Genomic DNA, 25,482 nt, shown 5'->3' on the forward strand with positions numbered 1-25,482 from the left:
TACCGTACGTTACGGTTCGGCACGTCTATGACGTATTGCCGGGCCCAGTGCAAGCCCTATCTCCGCTTTTTGACGTTTCTAGGCCGGAACGGCACCCACCGGAACGCGTGGCGCGGAGAGAAAAATGCTCATCGGCCTGCTTGCATTGACTATTACCGCCGTTTTCGCGGGCGCCGCCATCTACATCAGCGTCGCCGAGCAGCCGGCGCGGCTTCGCCTTGATGACCGTGCACTGCTGCAGGAATGGCAGCCCGCCTATAAGCGCGGCGCCGCCATGCAGGCGTCGATCGCCGTTGTCGCCTGTGTTCTTGGTGTCGTTGCCTGGTGGCAGACCGGCAGTCTCGCCTATCTGGTCGGGGCGGTGCTGATCATCCTGCCCTGGCCATGGACGCTGATCGCAATGATGCCGACAAACCGACTGCTGGAGGCGATGGACGCGGCCGCCGTTAATCCAAAGGCCCGGGCATTGATCGTCAAATGGGGTAATCTGCATCTGGTCCGCGTCGCGCTTGGCGTTCTGGCGGCACTGGCATTCCTCTGGGGTAGTGCCTGACGTCGCTACAACGATCTTCAGCGCCAAGGGCCACATCACTCCGGCATGGCCGGATGGCGTAGCCGTCCAAGCAGAGCCGACAGGGTGTCCAGGTCATCATTGGAGAGCTTGGCACCGACCAGCTCCGCGATCGACCGTCCGTAGACGGCCCACATGCGGCGGCGCGTCTCGCGCCCCTTGCCGGTGATGCGGACCGTCTGTCCGCGACCGTCATCGGCAACCCTGAGCTTCTCGACCAGCCCGTCCGCTTCGAGCCGCGCCAGCAGCCGGGAGATGTTGTATTGCGCAAACAGTGTGCGCTCGATCAGCTGGAAAGGCCGCAAGCCGCCCTCGCCCGCTTCCGCAAGCTCATGCAGCACGTCGTACCAGGCAAGCGGCGGCAAGCCGCCGTCCTTCAGCGCGTCTTCGGCTCTTTCCACCAGCTGGCGCGAAACGCGCATTAGGCGGGCCCAGGCCTTGATGGCCGCGGGCGAAGGGTCGGCTTTCTCCGTCATGATTGCAGCATAGGCGATAGATGCAATTGCATCAAGCTTGACAGTCGATGCAGCTGCATCTATATAGATGCAATTGCATTGATATCGGAGCACTGCCATGAAACATGAAATCTGCAAGGTCGCCGACCTCCCGGAGACGGGCAGCCTGGTGACCGACAAGCTCGTTCTCGTCAGCCATCACCTTTGTCCCTATGTGCAGCGCGCGGCGATCTCGCTCGCCGAAAAGGACGTGCCGTTCGAACGCCTCACCATCGATCTCGCCAACAAGCCGGCCTGGTTCAAGGCGATATCGCCGCTCGGCAAGGTACCGCTGTTGCGCGTGCAGCAGAATGGCGAGGAAACCGCGATTTTCGAATCGGCGGTTATCCTCGAATTCCTTGAGGAAACGCTGGCCAACCCACTCCACCCTGCCGACCCGCTGGCCCGTGCCCGGCATCGCGCCTGGATCGAGTTCGGTTCGGCCACCCTCAACGCCATCGGCCGACTCTATTCCGCACCGAGCGAGGCCGCCTTCCTTGCCGAAAGCAAAGGTCTGTCGGCGATGTTCGATCGTCTCGAAACGGAACTGGCGACTGGCCAAGCCGGGCCATGGTTCGCCGGCGAGCACTTTTCACTGGTCGATGCTGTCTATGGACCAATCTTCCGCTATTTCGACGCCTTCGATCGGATCGGTGATTTCGGCATTCTGAACGGAAAGCCACTAGTCGAGGCCTGGCGGAAGGAATTGCGCGAACGCAAGTCGGTGAAGAACGCTGTCGCTCCGGATTATCCACAGCGCCTTCATGCATTCCTGCAAGCGAAGGGTTCGCATCTTTCGAAACTCATCCGCCGCAACGAGGCGGCCATCGCGCTTCCTTGATACCGATCCGCCTAAACGGATCGACCACGGTTCCAGCCACCATCGAGGCAAGGATGTTTGGCACTGGCGGGATTTTCGCCACCGACGCCACCAGCCTGTCGCGGACGAACGGCATCACGGTCGAATCCGACTGGTAAAACGGCGTCAGCATCAGCGACAGCGCCTGAAACACCTGGACATGCCACCGCCGCCCCTGGACATAGGCTTCGAGCGCAGTATCGACACGATCCGTTCCTATGAGCGCGTAATTGAGCGCTGCCGCGTCGAGCAGCGCCATGTTCGCCCTTGCCCGAGCTGCGGGCTGGCCGAATGCGCGGCATCGCCGATGACCGCCCATCGCCGTCCGGCCGGCATATTGAGCGTGTGATGGCCGTAACGCGCCAGCGAGAGCTGGTCGAAACTGTCGATCTGGCTCGTGAACGCCTCGCATTCGGACCACAGCCGAACCACCCTCGCCTTCCACGCGTCGAGGCCTGTCGCCCTGACCTGCTCTGCGTCCGCCGGCTTCAAGCTCCAGAAGAATGCCGCCATCTTCTCGGCGTCGGGTTCCGGCCTGCCGATCGGCAACACGCCGATCATCACGCTCGCTCTGTCGTAGCGCTGCAGCAGGGCGTGCTCGTCGAAACCGTCGCCGTGCCAGCCGAGCGACGCCCAGAACGCGCCGTAGGCGAGCGGCCGCGGTTTACCCGGATTCTGCACACGCTGCCGCAATTTGGAGCGCGAACCGCTGGCATCGACGACAAGATCGAACGGCCCTATCCTTCGCCCGTTGCCGCAGATCAGCGTTGTCCGCTCGCCGGTTTCCAGCGTCTCGAGCTCGACGCCGGTTTCGATGGCGATCGCCTCGCGCCGGACGGCGCGGAAAAGCACGCCTAACAAGGCCGCCCGGTGCACCGCCAGCCCGAAACGGCCGCCGCGCTGCGCATCATAGCGGACGTCGAGCACAGTGCGGCCGGTTTTCGCATCGGCGCCATGCAGGCGGTCGATGCGGCTGCCCAGCACCAGGATGTCGTCGAGCAGACCGAGGTCGGCAAGCACCGTCAGCCCGGGCGGCTGCAGGATCAATCCGGAACCGACTGGCTTTGGCTCGTCGAAGCGCTCGAAGATGGTGACCCGGTGCCCGGCACGCTTCAGATAGAGCGCGGCGGCCAGTCCGGCCGGGCCGGCGCCGGCAATCGCGATGTCCAGAGAAATGCCCATTGCCCGCCGAATCTTCTCGCCAAGGCCGGACAATCCTTCAGCGGTATCGCCAAATCAAGCCGTCGCTCTTGGCGTTGCCACTCCTGGCATTGATGGTTAGCTCTCGGTAGCGTCGAAAGCGTTCCGCGCGTCGCGCACAGCGCCATGATTGAGCTCGGCCCACTGGAGCAGCTGGTGCAGGGGTCCGAACATCGAGCGTCCGAGATCGGTCAGACTGTATTCGACGCTCGGCGGCTTGGTCGGGAACACCTCGCGATGGACGTAGCCGTCGCGCTGCAAATCGTGCAGCGTCTGGGTGAGCATACGCTGTGAAATGTCGGGCACCAGCCGCCGCAATTCGCCGAACCGGTACGGCTTTTCGGCCAGCGCCATCATCAACAGAGAACTCCATTTGTTGCTGATGCCCTGGATCACATCGCGAACCGGACAGTCCGCAATGTTCCCCCCGCCGCTGCCCGCTTTGTAAATCTCGAGTTTCGATCTCAGACCGACGATCTTGCTGTCCATCGCTGGTTCCCTACGCCTGCCTACCTCCCGCAAAACTGCCTTCTTTACGAGGGTCGGTCAATTCCTATTTTAGTGCTGGTCTCTTTTTGAGACTTATATAAGCACCCGCCGCTCCGGCGCAACGACAGGACTTGCCATGACCGAAACCCTTCTCGTCACCGGCGCCTCCGGCCAGCTTGGCCGCGGCGTCATCCATCATCTGCTGGACACGCTCAAGGTTCTGCCGGCGCGGATCGTCGCCGCCACCCGCAATCCGGAAAACCTCGCCGATCTGGCGGCGCGCGGCGTCGCCATCAGGCAAGCCGATTTCGATGACACGGCGTCGCTCGTCGAGGCATTCAAGGACGCCGACAGGGTCCTGATCATCTCAACCGGCGAGATCGACCTTGGGGGCAAGCGCCTCAAGCAGCATGAGAATGCAGTCGCAGCTGCCAAGAAGGCCGGTGTTTCGCATCTGCTCTACACCTCGATGCCCAATCCTGAGCCGGGATCGCCGGTGCTGTTTGCGGGCGATCACTACGGGACCGAGCAGGCGATCAAGGCAAGCGGAATCCCCTACACGATCTTCCGCAACGGCTGGTATCAGGAGAACCTGTTCATGTCGCTGCCGCACGCCATTGCCTCGGGGCAGTGGTACACATCGGCAGCCGACGGCCGCATCGCCCACGGCGCTCGCGACGACATGGCTGCGGCGATCGCCGGCGGCCTTGCTGCAGGCGATACCGAAAGCACCACATACACGCTGACGGGGCCACAGGCCTATACGGTCGCCGAGATCGCAGCCCTGGTGACCGACGTCACCGGCAAGCCTATCCAGGTCGTCCAGCTTTCGGATGAAGCCTTGACCGAGGGACTGAAGGCTGCCGGCGTTCCCGAGGGCTTTGCCCCAATCGTCACATCCTTCGACACCAACACGCGCTCCGGCCGCATCGGCATGGTGACCGACGCGATCGAAACGCTATCAGGCAGGAAGCCGCGATCGCTGAAGCAGTTTCTTGATGCGAACAAGGCAGCGCTGGCCGGCTGAAGTCTATGAATGCACCGCCGCGGTACAGAACTTCCAAGGCCGGCGGGACAGCACCCCCTCTGTCCTGCCGGACATCTCCCCCTCAAGGGGCGAGATCGGCAGTTCCGCCCTTACAGTCTTCCTGCGACGCTGAAGATTGGCGAAAGCCGTAGTGACGGCCCATCTCCCCCCTTGAGGGGGAGATGTCCGGCAGGACAGAGGGGGCGCGCGAAGGATCGCAACGGAGCGGCTCATTATTCGCGCTGCCCCTAGATAGCCACCTGCGTTCCGATCTCAACCACACGTCCGGTCGGGATCTGAAAATACTCCGTCGCATCCGCTGCCGTGCGCGCCAATCCGATGAACAGCTTGTCCTGCCACACCGGCATGCCGGAATTGGGGGACGCCTTGAGCGAGCGCCGCGACAGGAAGAAGGAGGTCGTCATGATGTCGAACTTCCAGCCCTGCTTGCGGCAGATCGCCAGCGCTCGCGGAATGTTGGGCTGTTCCATGTAGCCGAAGGTCAGCGTCACCCGCATGAACAGATCGTTGATCGTTTCCATCTTGACCCGGTCACTGTCAGGCACAACGGGCTGCTGCGCCGTCACCACCGAGAGGATGACGTTCTGTTCGTGCAGCACCTTGTAGTGCTTCAGGCTGTGCATCAGCGCGGTCGGCGCGCTGACGGGATCGCTGGTCAGGAACACCGCCGTACCGGATACAAGCTGCGGTTTCTTCTTCAACAAATTGCCGGCAAGGAAATCGAGCGGAATTTCGTTCCTGCGCGTCTTGTCGAATAGATAGCGACTCCCGCGTATCCAGGTCCCCATGATCAGCCCCATGATGCAGGCTACAGCGATTGAAACCCATCCGCCTTCCACGAATTTCACAATATTTGCCAGGAAGAAGCCGGCATCTATCGTGCCAAACAGTAGCGCGAGCGCCGCAGCGAGCGCGATCTGCCATTTCCATTGCCACCGCATCACCACGAACAGCAAAATCGTCGTCATCAGCATTTCGCCTGTCACCGAAATTCCATAGGCGGAAGCGAGCGAACTCGAACTGCCGAAGCCGACGACCAGCAGCATCACGCCGAGCGCGAGAATGAGATTCACGCGCGGCATGTAAATTTGGCCGAGCTGCATCTCGGAAGTATGCTGAACTTCGATTCTGGGCAGAAGATTGAGCTGCACCGCTTGCCGAGTCAGCGAAAACGCCCCGGAGATGACGGCTTGACTGGCGATGACGGTCGCCGCTGTTGCGAGCCCGACCATCGGTATCAGTGCCCAATCCGGCAGCATCTGGAAAAACGGATTGTCGGGCACCCCCCCGTGAGCAAGAACGAACGCGCCTTGCCCAAAATAGCTGAGCAACAGGCAGGGGAACACGATCCAAAACCAGGCTAGCACGATTGGACGGCGACCAAAGTGCCCGAGATCGACGTAAAGCGCTTCAGCACCGGTAACCGCCAGAAAGACCGCGCCGACTGTGAGAAATGCGCCCGTCTTGGCTTCGGCAAGATAGGCAATTGCATAGTAGGGGTTGATTGCCAAAAGCACCGAGACATCGTCAAGAATATGCACCAATCCGGCAATGCCGATCGCCAGAAACCAGAGCGCCGTCACCGGCCCGAAAACGGAGGCCACTCTGCCGGTCCCGAAGCGCTGCACGGCAAACAAGATGGCAAGAATCACCAACGTGATGGGAACCACGTATGGATCGAACGCCGGGGTCACGACGCTCAGGCCTTCCACCGCTGAAAGCACCGAGATGGCCGGCGTTATGATCGCGTCGCCGAAAAACAGTGCGGCTCCGCAGAGACCGATGGCAAGAATGATGCCGGAACCAGCCGGATAAGCTTTCCGGGCCAGCGCCATAAGCGACAGGGTACCGCCTTCACCCTTGTTATCCGCCCGAAGCACGAAGGCGACGTATTTGATTGTCACGATAATCGTCAGTGCCCAGACGATCAGCGACAGAATGCCCAGAACGGCGCTGCGCGGATCGGTGCCGGACGAAGCATGCAGTGCCTCGCGAAGCGCGTAGATCGGGCTGGTGCCGATATCGCCATAGACAACGCCGAGAGCGCCCAGCAACAAAACCTTGGTGCTGTGCTTTTCGACCTCAGGATGGCTTGATTGTTCGACGGGTTCTGCCTCACTACCACTGTTGGTAAGGGCCATGGACGACACTCCGATAAGCGCGCGGTGCTCTACGCTTGCTGCGATGCAATATCAAGTGCCCCAACGTGATGGCTGCCATGTCCGCAAAGCGAGGCTTCCATCTCTACCACCCACAGGCCTTCAGAAATCTTTTGACCGTACCGGCCATGCCATACTCCAACGCATCGGCTGTCAACCCATGTCCGATCGACACTTCGGCCAATGCCGGGATGCGCTTTGCCAATGCCGGCAGGTTGTTCACCACCAGATCGTGGCCGGCATTGACCTGAAGCCCGGCGGCAAGCGCGGCATCCGCGGTTTTTCCCAATCTTTCCAGCTCATTCGCCGCTTTTGCCGAATCGGAATGATAGCTGCCATATGGACCCGTATAGAGCTCGATCCGGTCGGCGCCGGTGTCGCGCGCGGCCTTCATGCCTGCCGGATCCGGGTCGGAAAACAACGACACGCGAAAGCCCCCCTTTTTCAGGCGCTTGACGATCGGTGTCAGGAACGCCGTCTCGGCGACGAAGTTCCAGCCATGGTCGGAGGTCGCCTGGGCAGGGTCGTCGGGCACCAGCGTCACCTGCTCCGGCTGGTGCTTTTCCACAAGCGCCAGGAAATCCTCGCTCGGATAGCCCTCGATGTTGAACTCTGCCTTGGGAAATTCGTCGTCGATCAGCGCCCTGATCTCCGGCAGGTCGGAATGCCTGGTGTGCCGCTCGTCGGGCCGCGGATGCACGGTCAGCCCATGCGCGCCTGCGGCAAGTGCGATGCGTCCGAGCCCGGCGACGCTTGGCCACGGCAGGTTGCGCCGGTTGCGCAGCATGGCAATGGCATTGAGATTGACGGAGAGTTTTGCAGGCATGGCTTCTCGGGTCCGGATGTATTTGCGGCCATCTATACCGCCTTTGGTGGGAACAGACAGGGGGTTTCCGGTGTTCCAGAGGGACGTGTTATATCCAGCAAGAGGAAGACCCGTGAATTATCTTGAAGCCGTGCCGGCGGTTCGCCGCATCGACACCGACCGCGACGACCTGTTCGCAATCGACGTCGTCGGCCATGTCACAGCGGCCGATGCGGAAAACCTGTTCGGTTTGCTGGAGGCGGCTTACGCGCTGCACCCGAAAATCGACGTGCTGGTGCGCCTGATCGACCATGATGGCGTCGATTGGGTCGATGTGTCGGACGAAACGCTTGAGCAGGGCACGGCCCATGCCGTGGAGCATGTCGGCCGCTGCGCTGCGGTCGGCGATCCGAATTGGGTACCCAGCGCAGAGAGCTTGCTGCCTGCTTCCTCGCCCGTCGAGATCAGGCATTTCGAGGCGGAGGACGAGGCATCCGCCTGGGAATGGCTTGGAGCCAAACCGCTAGCCCCACGCTGACGCAGTCCCGGGCTGCTCGATCGGCCTATCTGACAATCGTCAGCCGTTCGGCCGCGCGCGTGATTGCGGTGTAGAGCCAGCGCTGGCGGGTTTCTTTAAACGCCCAGCTTTCGTCGAAAAGCACGATCTCGTTCCACTGCGAGCCTTGCGCCTTGTGCACGGTCAGCGCGTAGCCATAGTCGAAATCGTCGAAGCGCTTTTTCTGCTGCCAGGGAATATCGGCGTCCGGGTCCTCGAACGCCGCTTTGAGCAGCTTGATCTTGGCGACGCCGCGGTCCGGATCGTCCTCCTCCGGTGAGACCAGCAAATTGATGCCGGGTTTCACCGTCTCGCGCGACGAGGTCATCACCTTCCACAGCGAGCCATTGAGCAACCCCTTGGCCGGGTCGTTGCGCAGGCAGACGAGCTTGTCGCCCGCTTGTGGAAAGTCGGCATTGAATCCCTTCAGCTCGCGCAGCCGCTGATTATAGCGACGCCGCGTCCTGTTGGTGCCGACCAGCACCTGGTCCGCCTTCAGCACCAGTTCCTGGGTCACGTCTTCCTTGCCGATCACCTGCGCCGTGCCATAGTCGCCGCGCATGAATTCGCGGCCCTCGCGTACGTCGAGCGCCAGCCGGATGATGGGGTTGTCGCGCGCCTGGCGGTGGATTTCGGTGAGCAGAATATCCGGCTCATGGTCGGTGAAGAAGCCGCCGCCCGAGATCGGCGGCAACTGGCCAGGATCGCCGAGAACAAGGATCGGCGTGCCGAAACTCATCAGGTCGCGGCCAAGCTGTTCGTCGACCATCGAGCATTCGTCGATGACGACCAGTTTCGCCCGCGAGATCGGGCTCTGCCGGTTGAGCGAAAAGGTCGGCGACATCGAGGTCTTGCCGGTCACCTCGTCCGCTACCGATTCTTCGCCCTTCGGCCGGTAGATCAGCGAATGGATGGTGCGGGCATTGACCGCGCCTTTGGAACGCAGCACCTGCGCCGCCTTGCCGGTGAAGGCGGCGAACTGTACCTGGCCGTCGACATGTTCGGCGAAATAGCGCGCCAGCGTCGTCTTGCCGGTACCGGCATAGCCGAACAGCCGGAAGAGCTGCGGCTTTCCGGTCTTGAGCCAGGTGGCGACCGCTTTCAGCGCATCGTCCTGTTGAGGAGAGAATTCCATCAGCGCGAGAGACCGGATTCGCGAGGGAAAGACAAGGCCGACGACTACCGCCACCGAGATCATCGGCGGCGGGCCTTACCGCCTCCAATACACAAGCTATCAGGCAGCGATCGGAACGTAAAGAGAACGAAGTCGAGCCGCCACGACCTAGTCGGTCGAGCCGCCACGACCTAGTCGGTCGGGCCGCCACGACCTAGTCGGTCGGGCCGCCACGACCTAGTCGGTCGGGCCGCCACGACCTAGTCGGTCGGGCTGCCACGACCTAGTCGGTCGGGCTGCCACGACATTCGGTCGGGCTGGGATCGTTGTCGAGCAGGATCGGCTTGCCATGCGGCGTTGCATGCGCTGCGCGTTCCCAAGCGGCGGCGAGCGTATCGACATCGCCCTTGCCAGCAACGCCTTTTGCCGACAGTAAATTTTCCAGCGTCGCCAGCCAGTGCTCGTAATAGTCATGGCCATCGCTTGCGGCACCCGGCTTCTTGACCTCGGCGGACAAAGCGTCCGCCCATTCGCCCCAGGAAAACAGGCCCTTGTCGTGCAATGCCACAGTCATTGCGAAGGCTTCCGCTTGCCATGGGTCGGCGAAAACCGGCGCCTCGACGCCCGCCGGCAGCGTGGCGGTGACTGACTTCGACTCACGCCGGTTCAAGATAACTCTCCCAGGCGTCGATCGACACGGTCCGGGTCGGGTCGGCGTCGTCGCCCCAGATCTCAGCGCCGTCAAAAACCACTGTATAAACCCATTGCGGGTTCTCGCCCTGGCCGTGCGCATTGGTGTCGGGGAAGACAAAACCATCGCGTATCACCTCGATGACGCCTTGCCTGCCGCGTGCGTAGCGCGGCAGCCTTGTGTGGCCGGTCGGATGAAAATTCTTCGTGCGCACGAGGTCGCCCGCCTTGAACCGCGCCGGTGTCGCAACCGGCCGGTCGCAGGGGCCGCCCTTGGCCAGCACCGCCGGCACGTTTTCGGACTTCAGCACCCGCTTTGGCGTCGCGGCTGGATCGACCGCCTTGCCCGCGGCCAGATCGCGATCGCTGACGAAGCCGTGTCGCTTCAGCAAGGTTTCGAGCGCCTTGATCCAGATCTCATAATAGCTCGAGGCATAATAGTCGGCGGGATGCAGCGATTCCCGCGCATGCCGACTCTCGTCGATGGTCCAGGCGCCCATGGCGCCGGCGCACAGCGTCACGCCAAGCGCACGCCTTTCCCAGTCGGCATGGAAATAGGGCTCATCCTTTTCGGGTGCAACCGGCCCGAACCCCATCTGCCCGCCGAGATCCTGCGGCCCGTTCATGCCGGCTCCCGCGCCAGTCCGGTGCCGATCATGGCGTCGCGCGTCACCAGAGCCGCCAGCCGCTCCTCGCTCCAGCCTTCAGTACCCTTCGGCCGCAGCGGCACGACCAGATAGCGCAGCTCGGCGGTGGAGTCCCACACCCGGATTTTTGTTGCCTTCGGCAGCGTCAGCCCGAATTCCTCGAGCACGCCGCGCGGATCGATGACCGCGCGCGAACGATAGGGCGGCGCCTTGTACCACACCGGTGGCAGGCCGAGCACCGACCACGGGTAGCACGAGCACAGCGTGCAGACGACCAGGTTGTGCGTGTCTGCCGTGTTGAAGACCGCCTGCATGTGCTCGCCCTGCCGGCCGGTGTAGCCGAGCGAGCCGATCGCCGCCGTCGCGTCGCGTTTCAGCAGGGCGGCAAAGTCAGGGTCGACCCACGCCTTCGCCACCACTTTGGCGCCGTTGCGCGGACCGATTTTTGTCTCGTAGGTGTCGACGATCACATCGATCGCAGCCGGATCGATCAGCCCTTTCTGGGTGAGGATCGTCTCCAGCGCGCGCACCCGGGCGGCAAAAGGATCAAGCTCGTTGTCGTGATCGTGGTTGTGGCTGTGGGACATCGCCGTAAATTACGGCTGCAAGCATCCAACCGCAAGCGCCACGGCTTGGGCCAGCCCTTCAACTTCTATTCCGCTGCCGCTTTCTGCGGCTCGCCTTGCAACGCTTCTCCGTGCTCGAACAGCGATGGCTGGTCGACGGCTTCGACCGGTAGCTGCTCGTCCCGGCGCTTCGGCCACAGTCCGACAAGCCAGCCGGAAAAATGCTCCATGTAGACATAGATCACCGGCGTGACGAACACAACGTCAGCGCTTGCGAAGCGACTAGGCCGCCGACCACATATCTGGCGTAACTCGCAGGCTCGTGCCGCGGTTTCACCAAATAGATAGAAGGCGCCGGAGGCGAAAAAGTGCCAAAACCCGGCATCACCAAGATTTAATGTGCAGTGCACAATAAAGCGGCAGCTACCGCAGCATCGGCCACAACGTCGCCGCGAGCAGCACGCCCATGGCGATGTTGAACCATTTAAGCCGCACCGGATCCGACAGAAAACCGCGCAGCGCCATGCCGAAACCTGCCCACACCGAAACGCTCGGCAGGTTGACGACGGTGAACGCTATCGAGATCAACGCCACCGAGAGAAACGGATGCTCCGGAATGGCATAGACGGCCATGGCGGTGATCGCCATCACCCAAGCCTTGGGATTGACCCACTGGAACGCTGCCGCATCGATGAACCGCATCGGTCGCGACTTGGCCTCGCCCTTTCCGGTGAGCGAACGCGACACGGCGATCTTCCAGGCGAGATAGAGCAGGTAGACGCCGCCCGTGATCTTCAATCCGGTGTGCAGAACCGGAAATGCCGTCAGCACCGCGCCCAGACCGAAGCCGACGGCAAGCAACAGCACAAGGAAGCCGATGCTGATGCCCAGCATGTGCGGAATGGTTTTGGCGAAACCGAAGTTCACGCCGGAAGCCAAAAGCATGAAGTTGTTCGGACCCGGCGTGATCGAGGTCACGAAGGCATAGACCAGCAAAGCAAGGAAGGCATCGAGGGTCATTGGCTTCTCCCAAGCAGGTCAGCAATATTGTCCTTTCACCTCAAACGCACAAAGGCCACCTCACGGCGGCAGCCGGGCCAGAAGGTCAGGATCAACGCGACAGAATAAATACAGGCGGTGCTGGCCCCAAAGCGCCGGATGATCACATCCCCTGTGGGCCGCGATTCATCGCCGCCACGCCGGTCCGGCAGATCTCGACCAGACCGAGCGGTTTCATGATGGCGATGAACTGGTCGATCTTGGAGCCCTTGCCGGTGATCTCGAAGATGAAATGCTCGGTGTTGGCGTCGATGACGCTGGCGCGGAAGGCATCGGCCAGCCTCAGCGCCTCGACGCGGCCTTCGCCGGTGCCGGCCACTTTCACCAGCGCGAGCTCCCGCTCCAGCGGCCGGTCCTGGCCGAGCTCGTGCGAACGCACCGTGAGATCGACGACACGGTGCACCGGCACGATGCGCTCGAGCTGGTGCTTGATCTGCTCCAGCACATGCGGCGTGCCGCGCGTCACGATGGTGATGCGCGACAAATGCTTCTCATGCTCTGTTTCGGAGACCGTCAGGCTTTCGATGTTGTAGCCGCGTCCGGAAAACAGGCCGATGACCCGGGCCAGCACGCCCGGCTCATTGTCGACCAGCACGGAAAGCGTGTGAGTCTCCGGCTTTTCAGTTTCCTTGGCGATGAAGTAGGCCGAGCCGGTCGGTTGAAGCTGTGCGTTCATGACATGGTTCTCGATTTGAAACTTTTGAGCTGTTTTCTGTTTCCGCACGGCTTCTTCCGACAGCCCTGCCTCGGTTTGGGCGTTGAGCGTTACACCAGTTCCCTGCCCTTGGCGTCGATCGCATTGGCCACCGCCTCGTCCGTCGCCTCGTCAGGCAGAAGCATCTCGTTATGCGCCTTGCCCGACGGGATCATCGGGAAGCAGTTGGCAAGCGTCGCCACCCGGCAGTCGAAGATCACCGGCTTCTTCACCGAAATCATCTCCTTGATCGCGTCGTCCAGTTCGTCCGGCTTCTCGCAGCGGATGCCGTGGCCGCCATAGGCTTCGGCAAGCTTGACGAAATCCGGCATCGCTTCGGTGTAGGAATGCGACAGCCGGTTGCCGTGCAGAAGCTGCTGCCACTGCCGCACCATGCCCATATACTGGTTGTTGAGGATGAAGATCTTGATCGGCGCTTCGTGCTGCACTGCGGCACTCATCTCCTGCATCGTCATCTGCACCGAGGCGTCGCCGGCAATGTCGATGACCAGCGCATCCGGGTGCGCGATCTGCACGCCGAGCGCCGCCGGCAGGCCGTAGCCCATCGTGCCGAGCCCACCGGAGGTCATCCAGCGGTTCGGCTTCTCGAAATGATAGTGCTGCGCCGCCCACATCTGGTGCTGGCCGACCTCGGTGGTGATGTAGGTGTCCATGTCCTTGGTCAGCGCGTAGAGCCGCTGGACGGCATATTGCGGCATGATCACGTCGTGGTTCATCTTATAGGCGAGCGAATCCCGCGCCCGCCATTTCGCGATCTGCTCCCACCACGGATGGAGCGCCTTCTTGTCGGCCTTGGCGGTCGCCCGCCACAGCCGCACCAGATCCTCCAGCACCCGGCCGACATCGCCGATGATGGGCACATCGGTGTGGACGTTCTTGTTGATCGACGACGGATCGATGTCGATATGGATCTTCTTCGAGTTCGGCGAGAACGCGGTGAGCCGGCCGGTGATGCGGTCGTCGAAGCGCGCGCCGATGCAGACCATGATGTCGCAATCATGCATCGCCATATTGGCTTCATAGGTGCCGTGCATGCCGAGCATGCCCATCCAGTTCTTGCCCGACGCCGGATAGGCGCCAAGGCCCATCAGCGTCGAGGTGATCGGGAAGCCGGTCAGGTCGACCAGTTCGCGCAGCAAATGGCTGGCTTCCGGGCCAGAATTGATGACACCTCCGCCCGTATAGAGGATCGGCCTTTTCGCGTTGGCCATCAGCTCGACCGCCGCCTTGATCTTTTCCAGGTCGCCCTGGACCTTAGGCTGATAGCTCGTGCGCGGCGCCGTCTGCGGCGGCACATAGATGCCCTTGGCGAACTGCACGTCCTTCGGGATATCGACGACGACCGGACCGGGGCGTCCTGTCGTCGCGACGTGAAAGGCCTCGTGGATGATTGCCGCGAGCTCGTTGACATCCTTCACCAGCCAATTGTGCTTGGTGCAGGGGCGCGTGATGCCGATCGTGTCGCACTCCTGGAACGCGTCCGAGCCGATCAGCGAGGTCGGTACCTGACCGGTCAGGCAGACCAGCGGGATCGAATCCATCAGCGCATCCTGCAGCGGCGTCACCGCGTTGGTGGCTCCCGGCCCCGATGTCACCAGCATGACGCCGGCCTGGCCGGTCGAGCGCGCATAGCCCTCCGCCGCATGACCCGCGCCTTGCTCGTGACGGACGAGGATGTGCTCGACCTCGTCCTGTTGGAAGATTTCATCATAGATCGGGAGAACCGCGCCGCCCGGATAGCCGAAAACATGCTTGACGCCGTTGTCCTTCAGCGCCTGCACCACCATTTCGGCGCCGGTCATTTCGCGCCGCTCGTTCTGTCCACTGCTCATCGGTCTGGTCCCGTACTGTCCGCCATCGGGCGATTGCTGGTCGTTTAGTCGTGTTTCGGGCAATAAAAAAGGCCCCCGAGGGAGCCTGTGTCTGCGCATGGGAGGTTTTCGCCCGGCGGTTACACCGCCTTGCCCGCGCGCTTTCCTACTACGAGAATGAGTGCCGTTTTCATGGTGGCGGACAATAGAATTGGTTTTGCGCCGCTGTCAACGGTGAATGTGACACGGCATCAAAAGGGTTTGAACCCGTTGCCCGCATCAGACGCGCCAGTTGACCATCATCGCATTGAGCCAGCTATTTTCGCCACAAGACACCGCTCCGGTACGATCGCCCGCAGTACCAAGGCCGCAATCATCCCAATAAGCCATTGAAACCACACCGAACTATTTGACGACGTGACGCGGCGCACAGTTTGCCACGATACTCCAGCCGACGGGCTGGGAGGGTCCGGCAAAGCCACGATGACGACCAGGACTTCACGGGAGGAAATTTGATGCTCGACAAGGCCCCAGCCAAGAAACTGACGGACCTGCTCGACCAATTCGGCGCAGCACTTGCCGCCGGCGACATCGACAAGGCGGTCGGGTGCTTTCAGGAAGACTGCTACTGGCGCGACCTGGTGACCTTCACCTGGAACATCAAGACCATGGAAGGTCGCGACCAGGTGCGTGACATGCTGACGAGCCAGTTGGCGAGGACAAAACCGTCGAACTGGGCGATCGCCAAGGGCGAAGACGCCACCGAGAGCGACGGGCTGCTCGAAGGTTGGATCAGTTTCGAAACGGAGGTTGCGCGCGGCTTCGGCCATATCAGGCTGAAGAACGGCAAGATCTGGACGCTGCTCACCACCATGGTCGAGCTGAAGGGTCATGAGGAACCCGCCGGCTTCGGCCGGCCGTTGGGCGCCAAGCATGGTCACGGAAAAAACCGGCCGACCTGGAAAGAGGAGCGTGAGAAAGAAGCCGACGAACTCGGCTTTGTCAGTCAGCCCAACACGCTTATCATCGGCGGCGGCCAGGGCGGCATTGCGCTCGGCGCCCGGCTGAGGCAGCTCGGCGTGCCGACCATCATCGTCGAGAAGAACGAGCGTGCCGGCGATTCATGGCGCAAGCGTTACAAGTCGCTCTGCCTGCACGACCCGGTCTGGTACGACCATCTGCCCTATATCGACTTCCCCAGGAACTGGCCGGTCTTCTCGCCCAAGGACAAGATCGGCGACTGGCTGGAAATGTACACCAAGGTCATGGAGCTGAACTACTGGTCCTCCTCGGAGGCCAAGAGCGCCACCTATGACGACGAGAAAAAGGAGTGGACGGTCGTCGTCCATCGCGATGGCAAGGACATAACGCTGAAGCCGAGGCAGCTGGTGCTGGCCACCGGCATGTCTGGCCGGCCCAACATCCCGAAGTTCAAGGGCATGGAGAATTTCAAGGGTGATCAGCACCATTCTGCGAACCACCCCGGTCCGGACAGCTACGTTGGCAAGAAGGTCGTCGTCATCGGTTCGAACAATTCCGCGCACGATATCTGCGCCGCACTCTGGGAAGCCGGCGTCGACGTCACCATGGTACAGCGTTCGACCACGCACATCGTCAAATCCGACACGCTGATGGATATCGGGCTCGCAGCGCTCTATTCGGAACAGGCCGTGCAAAACGGCATGACCACGGCCAAGGCCGATCTAATCTTCGCCTCCCTGCCCTACAAGATCCTGCACGAATTCCAGATCCCGCTCTACGAGCAGATGAAGAAGCGCGATGCCGCCTTCTATGAGGGGTTGGAAAAGGCTGGCTTCATGCTCGACTGGGGTGACGACGGTTCTGGCCTGTTCATGAAATATCTCAGGCGCGGTTCCGGCTACTACATCGATATCGGCGCCTCCCAACTAATCATCGACGGCGCCATCAAGCTGAAGAGCGGCGTCGACGTGACCGAGATCAAGGAACATTCGGTCCTGCTCAGCGACGGCACCGAGCTGCCGGCCGATGTCATCGTCTATGCCACCGGCTACGGTTCGATGAACGGCTGGGCAGCGGAGCTGATCTCGAAAGATGTCGCCGACAAAGTCGGGAAGTGCTGGGGCCTGGGCTCGAACACCACCAAGGACCCCGGCCCCTGGGAGGGCGAACAGCGCAACATGTGGAAGCCGACGCAACAGGAAGCGCTTTGGTTCCATGGCGGCAATCTGCACCAGTCACGCCACTATTCGCAGTTCCTGTCGCTGCAGTTGAAGGCGCGGCACGAAGGCATCGCGACGCCGGTCTACGGGCTGCAGCAGGTCCACCACGCGGGATAGAAATTCGGGGCTGTCACCGGGACTGGCCGATGCGCTTCCAGTAGATAAGCGTACCAGTCAGTCCGCCATGCGGCTTCAATGCATAGTCCGGTATCTCACCGGCAAGCGTAAATCCCAACCTCTCATAGAGACTGGAAGCGCCCTCCTCTGTTGCTGTATCCAAGACCAGCAGTGTGCGGCCTTTCTCGACAGCGAGGCTTTCGACCGCCCGCATCAGGCGGGTGGCCACGCCTTTGCCGCGATGGTCGACGCGGGTCATCAGCTTGGCGATCTCGGCCCGGTGCGGCTGGTTGGGGGGACAGTCGAGCAGCAAGGTAACGGTGCCGACCAGAGCCTCGCCGTCCCAGGCGCCGAGCACAGCTCTTTCGCCTCTTGCTGCCGCAATAAACGACTTCCTCCAGAAGTCGCCTGCCAAGTCCGGCGCCAGCGGATGCATGAAACTGACCGATCCACCGGCCGCAACCGTCTCGATCAGCATGTCGACCAGCATTGTCTGCGTTCCCGCAGCCTGGGTTAGAGGCTTGATTTCGATGGAACTCATGCGTGCAGGCCCCCAGAGCTGGATGAAAATGGCTGTGAATGTGTGAACGTCGGTCGGGCCACAAGATCCGACCTGCCTCAGCCTCTGGCCAGCGCGACCAGATAGTCGGCGGCGTGCGGTCCCGGAGCGTGGAAGGTGCAATCCGACGGCGCTCCAAGCGCCAGGCAGTCACCCGGTTCGAGACCGTGCACGATATCGCCCTCGGTGAATTCCAGCCGTCCGGAGATCAGCCAGATCTGCTGTCTGATGAAGGCATAGGACGCTGCCGGAAAGCTCACCTTGGCCCCCGCCGGCAATTGGACCCGGATCAGTTCGAGCGGCATATCCGAGACTGGCGAAAGATGCCGCCGGACATAGCCTATTGCGGGATCGCGCCAAAGCGGTTGATCGCTTTCGCGAAGCAGTCCGCCGCCCTGCAGCTCGGCCCGCGCGATGAGGGTGGAAAGCGTCATGCCGAAGGCCCCGGCGATGCGCACGAGAAGTGCTGCGGTCGGGCTCGTCTTGCCGCGCTCTATCGTGCTGAGCATGGCTTTCGACACGTCGGACCGGTCCGCGAGCTCCGCCAGCGACCAGTCCCTCAGGGCTCTTTCGGAGCGTATTCGCCTGCCGATAGTCGACGAGATGTCGTTCGCTATATCAATCATTCATCCGGTATATCGAAATTTTGGCTTAGAGCAAGCGCCGATCAATTCATTTTTCACGAATGGCTTAATGGCCCTTACACCATCCGGCCTCACCCCACCTTAACCCCATCGATGTAAGGTCGGTCGCCTGGGGAAATGGGAAACAGCCTGTCCATGTTCGTCGACCGCGAAGCCTCCGTCGGAGAGCCGACTTTACAGGAGCGCCGCAAGGCGGAGCAGAACGACAGGCGCATTCTGGGCAATGTCGTCCAGTGCGACGGCGCGCGCGCCACCATCAGCGCCCATGCCGCCGATGTCGAAGGCACGGTCACCGGCCATTGGAGCGTCGGCAAGATGATCTCCATCAACCTTGGCGCCACGCGAACGGTCGGCCTGGTCTACGAGATCGGCAAGTCGGATCGCGCCTGGAGCAATGAAGGCCAGAACCCGATCGAGGTTAGCATCGAGCTTATCGGCGAGGTGCGCGACGGCGCCGAGCCCGGCGCCAAGCTGATTTTCGACCGCGGTATCACCACCTACCCGCATATCGGCGCCATCGCCCACCGCATTCGCAGCCGCGACCTGCAGGCGGTCTACGATCTCGCCGGACGTCATTCGATCACCATCGGTACGCTGTCACAGGACGAGGCGATCGACGCCAACATCGCCATCGACGACACGCTGGCGCGCCACTTCGCCATTGTCGGCACCACCGGCGTCGGCAAATCCACCGCCGTCTCGCTGCTTTTGCGCAAGTCGATCGCCGCCCGGCCCGACCTGCGCGTCCTCATCCTCGATCCGCACAACGAGTTCGCCGCATCCTTGCCCGAACACTGCGTGAGGGTCGATTTGACGACACTGGACCTGCCCTTCTGGATGTTCAAGCTCGAGGAATTTGCCGAAGTGCTGTTTCGCGGGCGCGAGACCGTGCCGGAAGAGGTCGATGCCTTGCGCGATCTAATTCCCGCAGCCAAGAACCTGTATCGCAACCCGAATTCCGGCACCTATCTCAGGCGCGGCAGCGATGCGCTGACCGCGGACACGCCGGTGCCCTATCGCGTTGTCGATCTCATCAAGCAGATCGACGAACGCATGGGCCTGCTGGAAAGCAAGAACGACCGCCCCACCCTCAAATCGCTGAAGACGCGCATCGAATCGGCAGCCTCGGATCCGCGCTACCGCTTCATGTTTAACTCGCGGCTGATCGAGGACACCATCCACGAGACGATCGGCAATATTTTCCGCATACCGCATCACGGTCGCCCGGTGACCTGCTTCGAGATGGCTGGCATGCCGTCGGAAGTGGTCAATTCCGTCTGTTCGGTGCTGGCGCGCCTGGCCTTCGACCTTGCACTGTGGAGCGAGGGCCGGCTGCGGCTGCTTTTGCTGTGCGAGGAAGCGCACCGCTACATGCCGGCCGATCCGCGCCTTGGTTTTGCGCCGACCCGACACGCCCTGTCGCGCATCGCCAAGGAAGGCCGCAAATATGGCTGTTATCTCGGTATCGTCACCCAGCGCCCGGGCGAGCTCGATCCCACCATCCTATCGCAGTGCTCGACCTTTTTCGCCATGCGGCTTGCCAATGAGCAGGACCAGGCGATCATCCGCTCGGCGATCGCCGATTCCTCAGCCTCGACGCTGGCATTCCTGTCTTCGATGGGTCAGCGCGAAGCGATCGCTTTCGGTGAGGGCGTGGCGACGACCATGCGGCTGAAGTTCGAAAAAATGTCCGATGACCTTATTCCCGGCACGGCCAAACGCGAGGAAGCCTTGCCGTCCGAAACCGGCAATGATGTCGATCTCGTGGCGATCGTCGAAAGGCTGCGCAACGTACCGAAACCGCAGCAGGCGATGGCCTTCGCCGAAGTCGTGGATTCCGGCCGACAGGCCGGCGATCGCGACTACCGCAAGCCGCCTGTCGCGCGCGTCCAACCCGACGACGATTTCGACATGCGCTATGGCCTCAAGCCGGCAACCTTCGGCTTGCGCCCGCAGAACGATTGAACCCAGCGGCCGATAAATCCTGAAGACTTTCTCTGTCTCTAGACATGAGTAAATCCCGGAAGGGAATTCATCAGGTCGGATCGAATGGCGTCGTTTGCGAGAACCGGAGCGGAGCGGACATTTAGTCCGTGAGCACGCGCATGACCCCGAAAATCGAGATCGATTTTCGGAAAGGATCATGCGCAAAATCAAAATGCTACGGCGTCCTTTGCGCGTCCAAAAGGACGCGCGGCGCTGTAGTAGCGCAGAAAACGGCACCAGACGGCCAGCATTACGAATTTAATGACGGGATTTCAGGCACAGACGCGGTTGCGGCCTTGCCTCTTGGCCTCATAAAGCTGGCGATCGGCGCGGCGATAGAACTCTTCGGCGGTTTCCTTACGGTCCCACACGGCAAGGCCGACGCTCGTGGTGATCTTCAGCCGGACATTGCCGGACAGTATAGACATGTTGGCAATCGCCTTGCGGATGCGCTCGGCGAATTTGGACAGAAGTTCGGCGTCCATGTTGGGCGTGACCACTGCGAACTCCTCGCCACCCAGACGCGCCACCACGTCGTGATAGCGTGTCATGTCCTTGAGACAGCTGGCAACCGCCCGCAACACCTCGTCGCCGACATCATGGCCGTGGGTGTCGTTGACCTGCTTGAAATGGTCGAGATCAAGGATCATCAGCCCGACCGGCTTCTCGATGCGGCGGAATTCCTCGAGATATTCCTTCAGTGCGTCGTCGAAATAGCGCCGGTTCTGCATACCGGTCAGGCTGTCGGTCAGCGCCGCATGCTCCAGCGTTTCCGAACGGGCGCTGAGCGAAACCGTCATTGCGCGCAGCTTGCCTTCTTCCGTCGCCTGCTTGCGGATCAGTGGGTAGATGAAGAAAATGCCGAAGAACAGGGCAGTCGCCAAAAGAACGCCAGTCCCAAACAATAGCTTGTTGAGATAGATGATCTCGTCGACCCTGGCGGGTGTGTGAACCTCTTCGGCGAAGGCTTGCAGAAGCCCATAGGCGTGGAGCGTCACCAAGCCGGCGGCCAGGATCACGAAGATAAAGACGAAAAAGGCTGATTCCGCCTTGTGAAAACGCATCTGCTCCCCGTTGGAAAATTCCCAAAGACGTTATGGCATGGGCGGGCTTACGGAGGGTTAATTAGGACAACTTCAACGGGAAGTCTCCTCTTAAAGCCAACTTTTCAGGTTGCACTGGAAAGGGCATCCGAGATCGTGGATTCCACACGATCACCGGGGCGCAATCTCAGCCATTCCGGACCCAACTGATGCCTGAACCAGGTCGCCTGGCGTTTGGCATATTGTCGCGTCGCGATCTTCGCGCGTTCGATCGCTTCGGGAAAACTCAACTCGCCGGCCATTGCGGCCTGCAGTTCGCGAACGCCGATCGCTTTCATCGCCGGCAAGTCCGGATCGAGGCCAAGCTCGGTCAGCCGCCTGACCTCGTCGAGGGCGCCCTTCTCCAGCATGCGGTCGAACCGCACCTCGATCCGCTCCACCAGCGCCGCTCGGTCCGGTTCGATCACAAAGAAGCGCGTGCGGGCCCTGTCGATCAGTGGCCGGCCGCGCGCCGCCTGCCATTCCAGGATGGAACGGCCCGATGCGTCGAGCACCTCCAGCGCCCGCATGATGCGCTGGCCGTCGGTCGGCTTCAGCATCATGCCGGCTGCGGAATCCTCGCGCAGCAGGATGCGGTGCAGCTTGGCTGCGCCCTGCTCCTGGAGTTCGTAGCGCCAGCGATCACGGATCGACTGCGGAATGTCGGGCATTTCCGAAATGCCTTCCGCAAGCGCCCGGAAATAGAGCCCGGTACCACCGACGAAAATCACCGGCCGTTCGAGGAACGTACCGTCGTCGATGAGCTTCGTCACATCGCGCAGCCAGGCGCCGGTGGAATATGCGGTGGAGGGATGGACATGTCCGTAGAGGAAATGCGGGACGCGAGCGAGTTCGGCAGCAGTCGGCCTCGCCGTCAGCACGTCGAGCACCGAATAGACTTGCATGGAATCGGTGTTGACGATGACGCCGCCGTTGCGCTCGGCGAGGTCGAGCGCAAGGGCGGACTTGCCGCTGGCGGTCGGCCCGGCTATCAGGATGGCGTTCTTAACGCGGCCCTCGCCCGCCTGCCCGCCGGAATTTTCGATGCCGCTGATCGCCACGCTTGTGTCCCATCCCGCCGGCCGCGCATTGTCGCCGGCGCTTGCGAATATGGCGTCACGTTCGGTCGGCGCAAGCGCTGTTCGCTGGCTGGCCGAAGGCATCGCCTGTGAATTCGCTTTGCCCGAAACGGCAGAAGCCGCTGAAACGACCGCCAGCCTGCGCGCCGTGCTCGCACCCGAACCGGTCGACGTGATCGTCCAGCCGGCCGAGGGAAGGCGGAAGAAAATCCTCATCGCCGATATGGATTCGACTGTTATCGACCAGGAGTGCATCGACGAGCTCGCCGACGAGATCGGCGTCAAGGACTACGTCGCCGCCATCACGGCGCGGTCGATGAATGGCGAGATCGCTTTCGAGCCGGCCTTGCGCGAGCGGGTGGCGCTGCTCAAAGGCCTCGACACTGCCGTGGTCGACCGCATCATCGCCAATCGCCTGACGCTGGCTTCCGGCGGCCGCGCGCTTGTCCACACCATGCGGGCCAACGGCGCATGGACTGCACTCGTGTCAGGTGGCTTCAACGTCTTCACCTCACGCATCGCCGCCATGCTCGGCTTTCAGGAGAACCGCGCCAACCGCCTGATCGAGCAGGACGGCCGCTTCACCGGTCTCGTGGCCGAGCCGATCCTGGGGCGCGCCGCCAAGGCCGATGCGCTGCTCGAGATTTCGGCGCGCCTCGGGCTGACGACCGGCGACGCCATTGCTGTCGGCGATGGCGCCAATGACCTCGACATGATCCGCCTTGCCGGCGCCGGTGTGGCACTTCATGCCAAGCCGGTCGTAGCGGCGGAGGCAAAATTCCGCATCGACCATAGCGACCTGACCGCGCTTCTCTATCTGCAGGGCTACCGGCGGGAGGACTTTGTGGAGTGACGCCGATCCGCACCGAGCGCCTGATCCTGCGCAACTGGGAGGATCGCGACCGCGAGCTCTTCCACCGGATCAATTCCGACGAACGCGTCATGGAATTCTTTCCATTTCGCCGCGACCGTGCTGCCGCGGACGCCAAAATGGACGAGTTCCGCGCCTGGATCGCCGAGGATGGCTACGGTTTCGCTGCCGCCGAGATCATTGAAACGCGCGAATGCATTGGGTTTATCGGCCTCCTCGATACCGATCATTTGCCCTTCCTGCCGGCCGGCACCGTCGAGATCGGCTGGCGGCTGGCCCCCGAATTCTGGGGCCATGGCTATGTCACAGAGGCAGCCGAAGCCTGGCTCGCCTATGGCTTCGAAACGCTTGGCCTCGAGGAAATCGTCTCCTTCGCCGTCAAGGACAACAGCCGGTCCACCGCCGTCATGAAACGCCTGGGCATGACCGCCGACCCGTCCAGAGATTTCGACCATCCCAGCATTCCGGACAGCCATGCCATGCTCAAGCGGCATGTGTTCTACAGGCTGACAGCCAAGCACTGGCGAGCAAGAAAAAAGGCTCGCTAGTCGCCCTTTCCCTCCAAATCGAAGTGTTGCAGCCTTACCGGACTCAGTCCATCCGGATCGTCACAAACCGCAATTCGCCGGTCTTCGACGCCAGCATCAGCAGCGCATTCTTGCGTCCCTGCTCCTTCAACGCAGCAATCCGGTCCATGACATCCTTGGGCGTGGCGACCGATTCCTGCGCGATTTCGGTGATCACTTCGCCGGCCTGGATGCCGCGTTCGGCGGCGGCTGAATCCTTGGCGACTTCGGTGATGACGACGCCGGAGACTTCGGCGGCGATGCCGAATTTCGTCCGGGTCTCATCGTTGAGCTCGCCAACCGTCATGCCGAGCACGGAAGCCGTCGAAACGGCAGGCGCCTCGTCGCCATTGTCCTTTTCGGTGTTGCCGTTCTCGCCGCTGGCAAGCTTTTCGCCATCTTCGAGCCGGCCGAGCGTCACCTTCACGGTTTGCTCGACGCCCTTGCGCACGATGACCACGTCGACAGCCTTGCCGACCGTGCTCTCCGCGACAACGCGCGGCAGGTCGCGCATTTCATTGACGTCCCTGCCGTCGAATTTGATGATGACGTCGCCCGCCAGAATGGTGCCGTTGTCGACAGGCCCGCCCTTGATGACGCCGGCGACCAGCGCGCCTTTGGCAGTCGCCATACCGAGGCTTTCGGCAATGTCGTCCGTCACCGGCTGGATGCGCACGCCGAGCCAGCCGCGCCGCGTCTCGCCGAACTGGCGAAGTTGGTCGACGACGCCTAACGCGAGTTGCGAGGGAATGGAAAAGCCGATGCCGATCGAGCCGCCGGACGGCGAGATGATCGCCGTGTTGATGCCGATCACCTCGCCGTCGCTGTTGAACAGCGGCCCGCCGGAATTGCCGCGGTTGATCGCGGCATCGGTCTGGATGAAATCGTCATAGGGACCGGAATTGATGTCGCGGTTGCGAGCCGAGACGATGCCGACCGTCACGGTGCCGCCGAGACCAAAGGGATTGCCGATCGCCATCACCCAGTCACCGACGCGCATCTTGCTGGAATCGCCGAATTTCACCGCCGTCAGTTTGTGCCCTTTCGGATCGACCTTCAGCACCGCCACGTCGGTCTTGGTGTCGGTGCCGACCAGCGTCGCCTTCAGCGTCACGCCGTCGGAGAAATTCACTTCGATGTCGTCGGCATCGGCGATCACGTGATTATTCGTCACCACGATGCCTTGCTCGGCGTCGACCACGAAGCCGGAGCCTAGCGACTGCACCTTTTGCGAGGGGTTGCCCTGTTCGCCGGGACGGTTCTTGAAGAAATCGTCGAAGAAATCCTGGAAGGGCGAGCCCTCCGGAAGCTGCGGCATCGGCACCGCGCCCGGGCCTTCGGTGCCCTTCACCCTCTGCGAGGTCGATATGTTGACCACGGCGCCGAGCAGCCCCTGCGCGAGATCGGCGACCGAAGCCGGGCCGTCGGCGGTGGCCGCAGGCGTCACCAGCGACGGGACTGTAGCGGCGCCGATAAGAAGTGCTGCAGCACCCGCGGTGAACGTCCGCCTCGCCGCGCGCAAAAACCTGTTGGATGTCATCGAGAAGTCTCCCGGTGTCTCTGAGAAGAAAAGCGCTCGCCGAAAATGCTGCGT

25 protein-coding genes and 1 pseudogene are annotated in these 25,482 nt (G+C 62.0%); 8 read left to right on the forward strand and 18 right to left on the reverse strand.

What is annotated here, in order from left to right; all coding sequences use genetic code 11:
• Positions 1–124 precede the first annotated feature (124 nt).
• Complete coding sequence (locus NKH36_RS03940) at positions 125–553, forward strand: anthrone oxygenase family protein (RefSeq protein ID WP_352960208.1); 429 nt, start codon at positions 125–127, stop codon at positions 551–553.
• Between the two features lie 35 nt (positions 554–588).
• Here the strand turns inward: NKH36_RS03940 and NKH36_RS03945 are convergent, their stop codons facing one another.
• Positions 589–1,047 (reverse strand): MarR family winged helix-turn-helix transcriptional regulator, encoded by a 459-nt coding sequence (locus NKH36_RS03945; RefSeq protein WP_352960210.1) that lies wholly within the window; start codon positions 1,045–1,047, stop codon positions 589–591.
• Positions 1,048–1,144: 97 nt separating this feature from the next.
• Here NKH36_RS03945 and NKH36_RS03950 point away from each other — a divergent pair, with 97 nt between their 5' ends.
• Positions 1,145–1,906 (forward strand): glutathione S-transferase family protein, encoded by a 762-nt coding sequence (locus tag NKH36_RS03950; RefSeq protein ID WP_352960212.1) that lies wholly within the window; start codon positions 1,145–1,147, stop codon positions 1,904–1,906.
• Here NKH36_RS03950 and NKH36_RS03955 read toward each other — a convergent pair.
• Together NKH36_RS03955 and NKH36_RS03960 are read right to left on the reverse strand one after the other, a co-directional pair.
• Positions 1,869–3,106 (reverse strand): annotated as a pseudogene (locus NKH36_RS03955) (FAD-dependent oxidoreductase). The gene NKH36_RS03950 and the pseudogene NKH36_RS03955 overlap by 38 nt on opposite strands.
• A 96-nt stretch (positions 3,107–3,202) precedes the next feature.
• Positions 3,203–3,613 carry a winged helix-turn-helix transcriptional regulator gene (locus NKH36_RS03960; protein ID WP_095494681.1) on the reverse strand — a complete coding sequence of 137 codons (411 nt, stop codon included), beginning with the start codon at positions 3,611–3,613 and terminating at the stop codon, positions 3,203–3,205.
• Between the two features lie 136 nt (positions 3,614–3,749).
• Between NKH36_RS03960 and NKH36_RS03965 the strand changes: the two genes are divergently transcribed.
• Entirely contained in the window at positions 3,750–4,640 is an 891-nt protein-coding gene (locus tag NKH36_RS03965) for an SDR family oxidoreductase (protein ID WP_352960214.1), read from the forward strand.
• 248 nt (positions 4,641–4,888) lie between these two features.
• On the opposite strand, the gene NKH36_RS03970 is transcribed toward NKH36_RS03965, so the two are convergent.
• Both NKH36_RS03970 and NKH36_RS03975 read right to left on the reverse strand, forming a co-directional pair.
• Positions 4,889–6,802, reverse strand: a complete 1,914-nt coding sequence (locus NKH36_RS03970; protein WP_352960216.1) for a potassium transporter Kup — start codon at positions 6,800–6,802, stop codon at positions 4,889–4,891.
• A 103-nt stretch (positions 6,803–6,905) separates the two neighbouring features.
• Positions 6,906–7,646, reverse strand: a complete 741-nt coding sequence (locus NKH36_RS03975) for a pyridoxine 5'-phosphate synthase (protein ID WP_352960218.1) — start codon at positions 7,644–7,646, stop codon at positions 6,906–6,908.
• Positions 7,647–7,758: 112 nt separating this feature from the next.
• Here NKH36_RS03975 and NKH36_RS03980 point away from each other — a divergent pair, with 112 nt between their 5' ends.
• Positions 7,759–8,163 (forward strand): SpoIIAA family protein, encoded by a 405-nt coding sequence (locus tag NKH36_RS03980; protein WP_352960220.1) that lies wholly within the window; start codon positions 7,759–7,761, stop codon positions 8,161–8,163.
• A gap of 25 nt (positions 8,164–8,188) precedes the next feature.
• Here the strand turns inward: NKH36_RS03980 and NKH36_RS03985 are convergent, their stop codons facing one another.
• The 8 genes from NKH36_RS03985 to NKH36_RS04020 all read right to left on the reverse strand — a co-directional run bounded on the left by NKH36_RS03985 (position 8,189) and on the right by NKH36_RS04020 (position 14,804).
• Complete coding sequence (locus tag NKH36_RS03985; protein WP_352960643.1) at positions 8,189–9,316, reverse strand: ATP-dependent DNA helicase; 1,128 nt, start codon at positions 9,314–9,316, stop codon at positions 8,189–8,191.
• Between the two features lie 262 nt (positions 9,317–9,578).
• Positions 9,579–9,965 carry a nitrile hydratase accessory protein gene (locus NKH36_RS03990; RefSeq protein WP_352960222.1) on the reverse strand — a complete coding sequence of 129 codons (387 nt, stop codon included), beginning with the start codon at positions 9,963–9,965 and terminating at the stop codon, positions 9,579–9,581.
• Entirely contained in the window at positions 9,952–10,611 is a 660-nt protein-coding gene (nthB, locus tag NKH36_RS03995; protein ID WP_352960224.1) for a nitrile hydratase subunit beta, read from the reverse strand. The genes NKH36_RS03990 and nthB overlap by 14 nt, the downstream gene beginning before the upstream one ends.
• On the reverse strand, positions 10,608–11,219 hold the full coding sequence (nthA, locus tag NKH36_RS04000) for a nitrile hydratase subunit alpha (protein WP_352960226.1): 612 nt from the start codon (positions 11,217–11,219) through the stop codon (positions 10,608–10,610). Before nthA ends, nthB begins: the two co-directional genes overlap by 4 nt.
• A 65-nt stretch (positions 11,220–11,284) precedes the next feature.
• On the reverse strand, positions 11,285–11,458 hold the full coding sequence (locus NKH36_RS04005; protein WP_352960228.1) for a hypothetical protein: 174 nt from the start codon (positions 11,456–11,458) through the stop codon (positions 11,285–11,287).
• A 163-nt stretch (positions 11,459–11,621) separates the two neighbouring features.
• Positions 11,622–12,218, reverse strand: coding sequence for a LysE family translocator (locus NKH36_RS04010; RefSeq protein WP_352960230.1), 597 nt, complete (start codon positions 12,216–12,218; stop codon positions 11,622–11,624).
• Positions 12,219–12,360: 142 nt separating this feature from the next.
• A complete protein-coding gene (gene ilvN, locus NKH36_RS04015; protein WP_029351349.1) occupies positions 12,361–12,933 on the reverse strand; it encodes an acetolactate synthase small subunit in 573 nt (190 codons plus the stop codon).
• Between the two features lie 89 nt (positions 12,934–13,022).
• Positions 13,023–14,804: an acetolactate synthase 3 large subunit gene (locus NKH36_RS04020; RefSeq protein WP_352960232.1), complete on the reverse strand. Its 1,782-nt coding sequence runs from the start codon at positions 14,802–14,804 to the stop codon at positions 13,023–13,025.
• A 494-nt stretch (positions 14,805–15,298) separates the two neighbouring features.
• Between NKH36_RS04020 and NKH36_RS04025 the strand changes: the two genes are divergently transcribed.
• On the forward strand, positions 15,299–17,101 hold the full coding sequence (locus tag NKH36_RS04025) for an NAD(P)/FAD-dependent oxidoreductase (protein WP_352960234.1): 1,803 nt from the start codon (positions 15,299–15,301) through the stop codon (positions 17,099–17,101).
• Between the two features lie 13 nt (positions 17,102–17,114).
• On the opposite strand, the gene NKH36_RS04030 is transcribed toward NKH36_RS04025, so the two are convergent.
• Positions 17,115–17,642 carry a GNAT family N-acetyltransferase gene (locus NKH36_RS04030; RefSeq protein ID WP_352960236.1) on the reverse strand — a complete coding sequence of 176 codons (528 nt, stop codon included), beginning with the start codon at positions 17,640–17,642 and terminating at the stop codon, positions 17,115–17,117.
• A gap of 77 nt (positions 17,643–17,719) precedes the next feature.
• Positions 17,720–18,286, reverse strand: coding sequence for a helix-turn-helix domain-containing protein (locus NKH36_RS04035; protein ID WP_352960238.1), 567 nt, complete (start codon positions 18,284–18,286; stop codon positions 17,720–17,722).
• 153 nt (positions 18,287–18,439) lie between these two features.
• Here NKH36_RS04035 and NKH36_RS04040 point away from each other — a divergent pair, with 153 nt between their 5' ends.
• The gene (locus tag NKH36_RS04040; RefSeq protein WP_352960240.1) at positions 18,440–20,269 is read left to right on the forward strand and encodes an ATP-binding protein; all 1,830 of its coding nucleotides are present in this window, start codon (positions 18,440–18,442) and stop codon (positions 20,267–20,269) included.
• A gap of 293 nt (positions 20,270–20,562) precedes the next feature.
• Here NKH36_RS04040 and NKH36_RS04045 read toward each other — a convergent pair whose 3' ends face one another.
• Both NKH36_RS04045 and miaA read right to left on the reverse strand, forming a co-directional pair.
• Positions 20,563–21,354 carry a GGDEF domain-containing protein gene (locus tag NKH36_RS04045; RefSeq protein ID WP_352960242.1) on the reverse strand — a complete coding sequence of 264 codons (792 nt, stop codon included), beginning with the start codon at positions 21,352–21,354 and terminating at the stop codon, positions 20,563–20,565.
• A gap of 104 nt (positions 21,355–21,458) precedes the next feature.
• Positions 21,459–22,427, reverse strand: coding sequence for a tRNA (adenosine(37)-N6)-dimethylallyltransferase MiaA (gene miaA / locus NKH36_RS04050; RefSeq protein ID WP_352960645.1), 969 nt, complete (start codon positions 22,425–22,427; stop codon positions 21,459–21,461).
• Here miaA and serB point away from each other — a divergent pair.
• A complete protein-coding gene (serB, locus tag NKH36_RS04055; RefSeq protein WP_352960244.1) occupies positions 22,417–23,304 on the forward strand; it encodes a phosphoserine phosphatase SerB in 888 nt (295 codons plus the stop codon). The genes miaA and serB overlap by 11 nt on opposite strands.
• Positions 23,301–23,870 carry a GNAT family N-acetyltransferase gene (locus NKH36_RS04060; RefSeq protein ID WP_352960246.1) on the forward strand — a complete coding sequence of 190 codons (570 nt, stop codon included), beginning with the start codon at positions 23,301–23,303 and terminating at the stop codon, positions 23,868–23,870. Before serB ends, NKH36_RS04060 begins: the two co-directional genes overlap by 4 nt.
• Positions 23,871–23,913: 43 nt before the next feature.
• Here NKH36_RS04060 and NKH36_RS04065 read toward each other — a convergent pair whose 3' ends face one another.
• Positions 23,914–25,428: a DegQ family serine endoprotease gene (locus NKH36_RS04065; protein ID WP_352960248.1), complete on the reverse strand. Its 1,515-nt coding sequence runs from the start codon at positions 25,426–25,428 to the stop codon at positions 23,914–23,916.
• Positions 25,429–25,482: the final 54 nt, after the last annotated feature.

The sequence above is a fragment of the Mesorhizobium sp. M1312 genome (assembly GCF_040318115.1).
GTDB lineage: Bacteria > Pseudomonadota > Alphaproteobacteria > Rhizobiales > Rhizobiaceae > Mesorhizobium.

Bases quoted from the DNA above. Each gene is read 5' to 3' on its own strand.
- NKH36_RS03970 (WP_352960216.1), bottom strand. From the start codon at position 6,802: ATGGCCCTTACCAACAGTGGTAGTGAGGCAGAACCCGTCGAACAATCA.
- NKH36_RS03985 (WP_352960643.1), bottom strand. From the start codon at position 9,316: ATGGAATTCTCTCCTCAACAGGACGATGCGCTGAAAGCGGTCGCCACC.
- NKH36_RS04020 (WP_352960232.1), bottom strand. From the start codon at position 14,804: ATGAGCAGTGGACAGAACGAGCGGCGCGAAATGACCGGCGCCGAAATG.
- NKH36_RS03950 (WP_352960212.1), top strand. From the start codon at position 1,145: ATGAAACATGAAATCTGCAAGGTCGCCGACCTCCCGGAGACGGGCAGC.
- NKH36_RS03975 (WP_352960218.1), bottom strand. From the start codon at position 7,646: ATGCCTGCAAAACTCTCCGTCAATCTCAATGCCATTGCCATGCTGCGC.
- nthA (WP_352960226.1), bottom strand. From the start codon at position 11,219: ATGTCCCACAGCCACAACCACGATCACGACAACGAGCTTGATCCTTTT.
- NKH36_RS04035 (WP_352960238.1), bottom strand. From the start codon at position 18,286: ATGATTGATATAGCGAACGACATCTCGTCGACTATCGGCAGGCGAATA.
- serB (WP_352960244.1), top strand. From the start codon at position 22,417: ATGCCGCTGATCGCCACGCTTGTGTCCCATCCCGCCGGCCGCGCATTG.
- NKH36_RS04030 (WP_352960236.1), bottom strand. From the start codon at position 17,642: ATGAGTTCCATCGAAATCAAGCCTCTAACCCAGGCTGCGGGAACGCAG.
- nthB (WP_352960224.1), bottom strand. From the start codon at position 10,611: ATGAACGGGCCGCAGGATCTCGGCGGGCAGATGGGGTTCGGGCCGGTT.
- ilvN (WP_029351349.1), bottom strand. From the start codon at position 12,933: ATGAACGCACAGCTTCAACCGACCGGCTCGGCCTACTTCATCGCCAAG.
- NKH36_RS03965 (WP_352960214.1), top strand. From the start codon at position 3,750: ATGACCGAAACCCTTCTCGTCACCGGCGCCTCCGGCCAGCTTGGCCGC.
- NKH36_RS04025 (WP_352960234.1), top strand. From the start codon at position 15,299: ATGCTCGACAAGGCCCCAGCCAAGAAACTGACGGACCTGCTCGACCAA.
- NKH36_RS03940 (WP_352960208.1), top strand. From the start codon at position 125: ATGCTCATCGGCCTGCTTGCATTGACTATTACCGCCGTTTTCGCGGGC.
- NKH36_RS04045 (WP_352960242.1), bottom strand. From the start codon at position 21,354: ATGCGTTTTCACAAGGCGGAATCAGCCTTTTTCGTCTTTATCTTCGTG.
- NKH36_RS04065 (WP_352960248.1), bottom strand. From the start codon at position 25,428: ATGACATCCAACAGGTTTTTGCGCGCGGCGAGGCGGACGTTCACCGCG.
- NKH36_RS04040 (WP_352960240.1), top strand. From the start codon at position 18,440: ATGTTCGTCGACCGCGAAGCCTCCGTCGGAGAGCCGACTTTACAGGAG.
- NKH36_RS04010 (WP_352960230.1), bottom strand. From the start codon at position 12,218: ATGACCCTCGATGCCTTCCTTGCTTTGCTGGTCTATGCCTTCGTGACC.
- NKH36_RS03960 (WP_095494681.1), bottom strand. From the start codon at position 3,613: ATGGACAGCAAGATCGTCGGTCTGAGATCGAAACTCGAGATTTACAAA.
- NKH36_RS03945 (WP_352960210.1), bottom strand. From the start codon at position 1,047: ATGACGGAGAAAGCCGACCCTTCGCCCGCGGCCATCAAGGCCTGGGCC.